This window comes from Nonomuraea indica (assembly GCF_002850745.1).
GTDB classification, from domain to species: Bacteria; Actinomycetota; Actinomycetes; order Streptosporangiales; family Streptosporangiaceae; genus Nonomuraea; species Nonomuraea indica.
Map to the genome: position 1 here is coordinate 737,469 of NZ_KZ559467.1, position 6,483 is coordinate 743,951.

Sequence of the window (6,483 nt, forward strand, 5' to 3'; positions counted from 1 at the left end):
TGCACCCATGACCATGGCAGCTACGCTCCTCGCGGCGGAGGGGGGCGCCAACCCCCTCATCCCGCACGACTACGAGCTCATCGTCGGTATCTTCTCGTTCCTCGTCGTCTTCTTCGTCGTCGGCAGAATGCTCGTCCCGCGTATCCAGAAGACGCTGGCCGAGCGCACCGACGCCATCGAGGGCGGCATCAAGAGGGCCGAGGAGGCCCAGGCCGAGGCGCAGGCGCTGCAGCAGCAGTACCGCGACCAGCTGGCCGAGGCCAGGCAGGACGCCGCTCGTCTCCGTGAGGAGGCCCGCGAGCAGGCCGCCCAGATCAAGGCAGAGCTCCGCGAGGAGGCGCAGGCCGAGGCCCGCCGCCTCATCGAGGCCGCGCACGCCCAGATCGAGGCGGACCGCCAGCAGGCGTTCGCCCAGCTCCGTGCGGAGATCGGCCGCCTGTCCACGGACCTGGCCAGCCGCATCGTCGGCGAGTCCCTCGAGGACGAGGCCAGGCAGCGTCGCACCGTCGACCGGTTCCTCGACGAGCTCGAGAGCTCCAGCGCGCAGGCGGTGCGCTAATGAGAGGGCTGAGCAGAAGCTCGCTGGTGGAGGTCGAGGAGCGCTTCAACGCGGTTGCGGGAAGCGCCGACCTCGGCACGCTCTCCGACGAGCTGTTCGCTGTCGCGGACCTGCTCGACCGTGAGCACGGCCTGCGCCGCGCCCTGTCCGACCCGGCTCGGCCCGCCGAGCTGAAGGCCAGGACCGTGCGCGCGCTGCTCGGCGGCAAGGTCGGCGAGGCCGCGATCGCCACCGTCGAGGCCGCGGTGTCGGCCCGATGGTCGCGCGCCGGCGACCTCGCCGACGTCCTCGAGCGGCTCGGCGTCGTCGCCGCCGCCGCCGAGGCGGAAGGGCAGGGCACGCTCGACGAGGTGGAGGACGAGCTCTTCCGCTTCGGCCGCGTCATCGCCGCCAACCCCGCCCTGCGCCGGGCGCTGTCCGACGCGGCGGCGCCCGAGGAGGGCAAGCGGCAGCTGCTGCGCGACCTGCTCGACGGCCGCGCGGCCGTGACCAGCCTGCGCCTCATCTCGCAGGTGGCGGTACATCCGCGAGGACGTAGCCTGGAGACAGGCCTGGAGGCGTTCGGCCAGCTCGTGGCGCAGCAGCGCCAGCGCTATGTCGCGGTGGTGCGCAGTGCCGTGGAGCTGACCGAGCAGCAGAAGCAGCGCCTCGCGACGTGGCTGCGCACCTCCTACGGCCGCGACGTGCACCTGAACGTCGAGGTGGATCCGCGAGTGCTCGGTGGCTTCTCGGTCCGCATCGGCGACGAGATCATCGACACCACCATTGTGGGACGAATCGAAGAAGTCCGCCGCCGGTTGGCCGGCTAGGCGAAGAGGGAGACAGAGTAGAGATGGCGGAGCTTACGATCCGGCCGGACGAGATCCGGGACGCGCTTGAGCGCTTCGTCCAGGCGTACGAACCGGAAGGCGCCGCGCGCGAGGAGATCGGGACCGTCGTCGACTGTGGCGACGGCATCGCCCATGTCTCCGGCCTTCCCTCGGCGATGGCGAACGAGCTGCTCGAGTTCGAGGACGGCACGCGCGGTCTGGCCCTGAACCTCGACACCCGTGAGATCGGTGTCGTCATCCTGGGCGACTTCAGCAAGATCGAGGAAGGCCAGACGGTCCGCCGGACGGGCGAGGTCCTGTCCGTGCCCGTCGGCGACGGCTTCCTCGGCCGCGTGGTCGACCCGCTGGGCAACCCGCTCGACGGCAAGGGCGCCATCGAGGCCGAAGGCGTGCGCGCCCTCGAACTCCAGGCCCCCTCGGTCGTCCAGCGCCAGCCGGTGAAGGAGCCGCTGCAGACCGGCATCAAGGCGATCGACGCCATGACGCCGATCGGCCGCGGCCAGCGCCAGCTGATCATCGGTGACCGCGGCACGGGCAAGACCGCGATCGCCGTGGACACCATCCTCAACCAGCGCGAGAACTGGGCCACCGGCGACCCCGACAAGCAGGTCCGCTGCGTCTACGTCGCGGTCGGCCAGAAGGGCTCGACGATCGCGCAGGTCAAGGCCCGCCTGGAGGAGGCGGGCGCGATGGAGTACACGACCATCGTCGCCGCCCCGGCCTCCGACCCGGCCGGTTACAAGTACATCGCCCCCTACACCGGCTCGGCCATCGGCCAGCACTGGATGTACCAGGGCAAGCACGTCCTCATCGTCTTCGACGACCTGACCAAGCAGGCCGACGCCTACCGGTCCGTGTCGCTGCTGCTGCGCCGCCCGCCGGGCCGCGAGGCGTTCCCGGGTGACGTGTTCTACCTCCACTCGCGCCTGCTGGAGCGCTGCGCGAAGCTGTCGGCCGACATGGGCGGCGGCTCGATGACCGGCCTGCCGATCATCGAGACCAAGGGCAACGACGTGTCGGCGTTCATCCCGACCAACGTCATCTCCATCACCGACGGCCAGTGCTTCCTGGAGACCGACCTGTTCAACGCCGGTGTCCGCCCGGCCATCAACGTCGGTATCTCCGTCTCCCGAGTCGGTGGTTCGGCGCAGGTCAAGGCGATGCGCAAGGTGGCCGGCACGCTCAAGCTGTCGCTGTCGCAGTTCCGTGACCTGGAGGCGTTCGCCGCCTTCGCCTCCGACCTCGACGCCGCCTCCCGCGCCCAGCTGGAGCGTGGCCAGCGCCTGGTCGAGCTGCTCAAGCAGCCGCAGTACTCCCCGTTCCCCGTCGAGAAGCAGGTCGTGTCGGTGTGGTCCGGCACCACCGGTGAGCTGGACGAGGTGCCGACCGAGGACATCCGGCGGTTCGAGGGCGAGTTCCTCGACTACCTGCAGAGCTCGCACAAGGGCGTCTTCGACGCCATCCGCGAGACCAAGGAGCTGTCCGACGACACGGTGACCGCCCTCAAGGACGCCATCACGGAGTTCAAGAAGGGCTTCACCACCTCCTCCGGTGAGCTGCTCGTCAAGGACGAGCCGGTGGCGCCGCTCGGCGCCGACGAGGTCGGCCAGGAGAAGATCAAGAAGGTCGTCCGCGCGGCGGAGAAGAAGTAGGACATGGGTGCCCAGCTAAGGCTGCTGCGGCGGCGGATCAACTCGGTCAAGTCGACCGCGAAGATCACGCGCGCCCAGGAGCTCATCGCCTCCTCGCGGATCGTGAGGGCGCAGCAGCGGATGCAGGCGGCGCTGCCGTACGAGCGCGAGATCACTCGCGCCGTCACCGGCGTCGTCAGCAACGCCGCGAGCGTCGACCATCCGCTGACCGTGGCGAAGGAGAACCCCGCCAAGGCGGGCGTGCTCGTCGTCACCAGCGACAGCGGCTTCTGCGGCGGCTTCAACGCCAACGTGCTGCGCGAGGCCGAGGCCCTGCGCGGGCTGCTGGAGGGCCGCGGCCTGTCCGTGGTGCCGTTCGTCACCGGGCGCAAGGGTGTCACCTGGCACTCCTTCCGCCAGCGGGAGATGGGCGGCAACTGGGTGGGCTTCTCCCGGAAGCCCGCCTACTCCGACGCCAAGGAGATCGCCGACACGCTGATCGAGTCGTTCAAGGACGACAACGGCATCGACGAGATCCACATCGTGTCGACCGAGTTCGTCTCGATGCTCTCGCAGAACGTCGTGGTCCGCCGGATCCTGCCGCTGGAGGTCGAGGAGACCGAGGCCAGCGAGTCGACCGCGATCCCGCCGTACTTCGAGTTCGAACCGACCGCCGGTGACGTGCTCGAGTCGCTGCTGCCGCGCTACGTGGAGTCGCGCATCTTCACGGCGCTGCTGCAGTCCGCCGCCTCCGAGGAGGCCGCGCGGCGGCGCGCGATGAAGTCCGCGACCGACAACGCCAACGAGCTGATGCGGGTGCTGACCCAGCAGATGAACCAAGCTCGCCAGGCAGAGATCACCCAGGAAATCAGCGAGATCGTCGGTGGCGCCAACGCGCTCGCTGACGCCGCAGCGGGGAAAGAGTGAAATGACTGCAGAGGCTGTTGAGACTGTAGAAAGCGCCGCGGGCGGCACAGGCCGCGTCGCGCGCGTCACCGGCGCCGTCGTCGACGTGGAGTTCCCCGTCGAGGCGATGCCCGACATCTATAACGCGCTCAAGGTCGAGGTGACCCTCGGCGGCGAGACCAAGACCCTGACCCTCGAGGTCGCCCAGCACCTGGGTGACAACCTCGTGCGGGCCATCTCCATGCAGCCCACCGACGGCCTGGTCCGCGGCCAGGCGGTCACCGACACGGGGGCGCCGATCTCGGTGCCGGTCGGCGACGTCGTCAAGGGCCACGTGTGGAACGCGCTGGGCGAGACGCTCGACGTGCCCACCTCCTCGCTCCAGATCAACGAGCGCTGGGGCATCCACCGCCCGTCGCCGGCCTTCGACCAGCTCGAGTCCCGCACCGAGCTGCTCGTCACCGGCATCAAGGTCATCGACCTGCTCACCCCGTACGTGCAGGGTGGCAAGATCGGTCTGTTCGGTGGCGCCGGCGTCGGCAAGACCGTTCTGATCCAGGAGATGATCCGCCGCGTCGCCCGCAACTTCGGTGGCACCTCGTGCTTCGCCGGTGTGGGCGAGCGCACCCGTGAGGGCAACGACCTCTGGCTGGAGATGGAGGAGGCCGACGTCCTCAAGGACACCGCGCTGGTGTTCGGTCAGATGGACGAGCCGCCGGGCACCCGTCTGCGGGTCGCCCTGTCGGCGCTGACCATGGCCGAGTACTTCCGCGACGTCCAGAAGCAGGACGTGCTGCTCTTCATCGACAACATCTTCCGCTTCACGCAGGCCGGTTCCGAGGTGTCCACGCTGCTCGGCCGTATGCCGTCCGCCGTGGGTTACCAGCCGACGCTGGCCGACGAGATGGGTGTCCTCCAGGAGCGCATCACCTCGACGCGCGGTCACTCGATCACCTCCATGCAGGCGATCTACGTGCCCGCCGACGACATCACCGACCCGGCCCCGCACAACGCGTTCGCGCACCTCGACGCGCAGACCGTGCTTTCCCGGCCGATCTCGGAGAAGGGCATCTACCCGGCGGTGGACCCGCTCGACTCCTCCTCCCGGATCCTCGACCCGCAGATCGTGGGCGAGGAGCACTACCGGGTGGCCCAGGAGACCAAGCGGATCCTGCAGAAGTACCGCGAGCTCCAGGACATCATCGCCATCCTCGGTATCGACGAGCTCTCCGAGGAGGACAAGGTCACCGTCCAGCGGGCCCGCCGCATCGAGCGCTTCCTGTCGCACCCGATGTACGCGGCCGAGGCCTTCACCGGCCAGCCGGGCGAGACCGTTCCGCTGGACGAGACCATCGCCTCGTTCAAGGGCCTGTGCGCCGGCGAGTACGACCACCTGCCCGAGCAGGCGTTCTTCATGGTCGGCGGCATCGACCAGGCCATCGCCAAGGCCAAGGAACTCGAGCGCTAATTCGCCCGGACTGAAGGGCGAGCTTTGCGCGCCCGCGGATACGGTGATGGCACGGCTGCCGGCCGTGCCATCACCTGATCGGAAAGGAACCTGCACAAGTGGCGAAGCTACGCGTAGGGGTTGTCTCACCCGAGCGTGAGATCTGGTCGGGCGAGGCCGACATGGTGATTGCCAAGACCGTGGACGGCGAGATCGGTATCATGCCGCAACACGCACCCGTTCTCGGCGTCCTCGTCGAGGGTGGCGTGCTCCGCGTGAAGCGGGAGGGTGAGGGCGACCTCGTCGCCGCGGTGCACGGCGGGTTCATCTCCGTGGCCGACGACGAGGTGTCGGTGCTCGCGGAGGTCGCCGAGCTGGGCTCGGAGGTCGACGTGGCCGCCGCCCGTGACGCTCTCGATCGCGCTCAGGCCTCGATCGAGGCCAACCAGGAGGACGCCGACGCGGCGGTCGAGGCCAAGCGAGCCAGGGCCCGGCTGCGCGCGGCGGGCGAAGAGGTCTGACGGTAACCAGCCAAAGGGGGCGGCATGGCGGTGGCGGCGACGATTCTCATCTGCGTGCTGCTGGCCGCCGCCCTGGTGGTTCTCCGGGGCTTCGTCCTGGCCCGCTCGCGCGGCAGCGTCCCCTGCCGGCTGCGCGTACGCGACCAGGGCTGGCGCAGCGGAGTAGCCCGCTACGCCGACGGGGAGCTCCACTGGATCCCGCTCATAGGTGTGCGACTGAGGCCGCGCCACGCGATCGCGAGGCGCGGCCTCGTCGTTTCGTCACGGCGCGAGCTGGACGGCGGGCTCTACGCGGTCGACTGCGGCGGCACGACGCGTGACATCTCCCTCGCGATGAGCGCCGACGCGCTCACGGGCTTCCTCTCCTGGCTGGAGGCCGCGCCCCCGAGCGCGTACCTCGACGTCTCCTGATCGGCCACCGCGCGTTCCCGGCCGCCGCGCGTTCCCGGCCGATCCGTCACGACGCGCCGCCGTCTCGATCCGTTGCTTCCCGATCTCTTACGGCACGGCCGGGCCGGCCGCCACCCGCCGCACGGGCTGAGGGCCTCCAGGAAGACGCCCGCTGACCGGATGCCGGCGGGGCGCCGGC

General features: G+C 69.8%; 7 protein-coding genes. All 7 read left to right on the forward strand.

All coding sequences use genetic code 11. The features are described 5' to 3' along the window. The first annotated feature begins 7 nt into the window (after window positions 1–7). The 7 genes from CXR44_RS07405 (at window position 8) to CXR44_RS07435 (ending at window position 6,305) form a co-directional block, all read left to right on the forward strand. Window positions 8–559 carry a F0F1 ATP synthase subunit B gene (locus tag CXR44_RS07405; protein WP_101784105.1) on the forward strand — a complete coding sequence of 184 codons (552 nt, stop codon included), beginning with the start codon at window positions 8–10 and terminating at the stop codon, window positions 557–559. After that, a complete protein-coding gene (locus CXR44_RS07410) occupies window positions 559–1,368 on the forward strand; it encodes a F0F1 ATP synthase subunit delta (protein WP_101784106.1) in 810 nt (269 codons plus the stop codon). Before CXR44_RS07405 ends, CXR44_RS07410 begins: the two co-directional genes overlap by 1 nt. A 23-nt stretch (window positions 1,369–1,391) precedes the next feature. Then, window positions 1,392–3,041, forward strand: coding sequence for a F0F1 ATP synthase subunit alpha (gene atpA / locus CXR44_RS07415; RefSeq protein ID WP_101784107.1), 1,650 nt, complete (start codon window positions 1,392–1,394; stop codon window positions 3,039–3,041). Between the two features lie 3 nt (window positions 3,042–3,044). After that, on the forward strand, window positions 3,045–3,947 hold the full coding sequence (locus CXR44_RS07420; protein WP_101784108.1) for a F0F1 ATP synthase subunit gamma: 903 nt from the start codon (window positions 3,045–3,047) through the stop codon (window positions 3,945–3,947). A gap of 1 nt (window position 3,948) precedes the next feature. Next, window positions 3,949–5,394, forward strand: a complete 1,446-nt coding sequence (gene atpD / locus CXR44_RS07425; protein ID WP_101784109.1) for a F0F1 ATP synthase subunit beta — start codon at window positions 3,949–3,951, stop codon at window positions 5,392–5,394. Between the two features lie 98 nt (window positions 5,395–5,492). Continuing rightward, window positions 5,493–5,894: a F0F1 ATP synthase subunit epsilon gene (locus CXR44_RS07430; protein WP_101784110.1), complete on the forward strand. Its 402-nt coding sequence runs from the start codon at window positions 5,493–5,495 to the stop codon at window positions 5,892–5,894. Window positions 5,895–5,918: 24 nt separating this feature from the next. Further along, the gene (locus CXR44_RS07435) at window positions 5,919–6,305 is read left to right on the forward strand and encodes a DUF2550 domain-containing protein (protein ID WP_101784111.1); all 387 of its coding nucleotides are present in this window, start codon (window positions 5,919–5,921) and stop codon (window positions 6,303–6,305) included. Window positions 6,306–6,483: the final 178 nt, after the last annotated feature.

Coding starts and splice junctions, on each gene's coding strand:
- CXR44_RS07410 (WP_101784106.1), top strand. CDS start 559: ATGAGAGGGCTGAGCAGAAGCTCGCTGGTGGAGGTCGAGGAGCGCTTC.
- CXR44_RS07420 (WP_101784108.1), top strand. CDS start 3,045: ATGGGTGCCCAGCTAAGGCTGCTGCGGCGGCGGATCAACTCGGTCAAG.
- atpD (WP_101784109.1), top strand. CDS start 3,949: ATGACTGCAGAGGCTGTTGAGACTGTAGAAAGCGCCGCGGGCGGCACA.
- CXR44_RS07405 (WP_101784105.1), top strand. CDS start 8: ATGACCATGGCAGCTACGCTCCTCGCGGCGGAGGGGGGCGCCAACCCC.
- CXR44_RS07435 (WP_101784111.1), top strand. CDS start 5,919: ATGGCGGTGGCGGCGACGATTCTCATCTGCGTGCTGCTGGCCGCCGCC.
- atpA (WP_101784107.1), top strand. CDS start 1,392: ATGGCGGAGCTTACGATCCGGCCGGACGAGATCCGGGACGCGCTTGAG.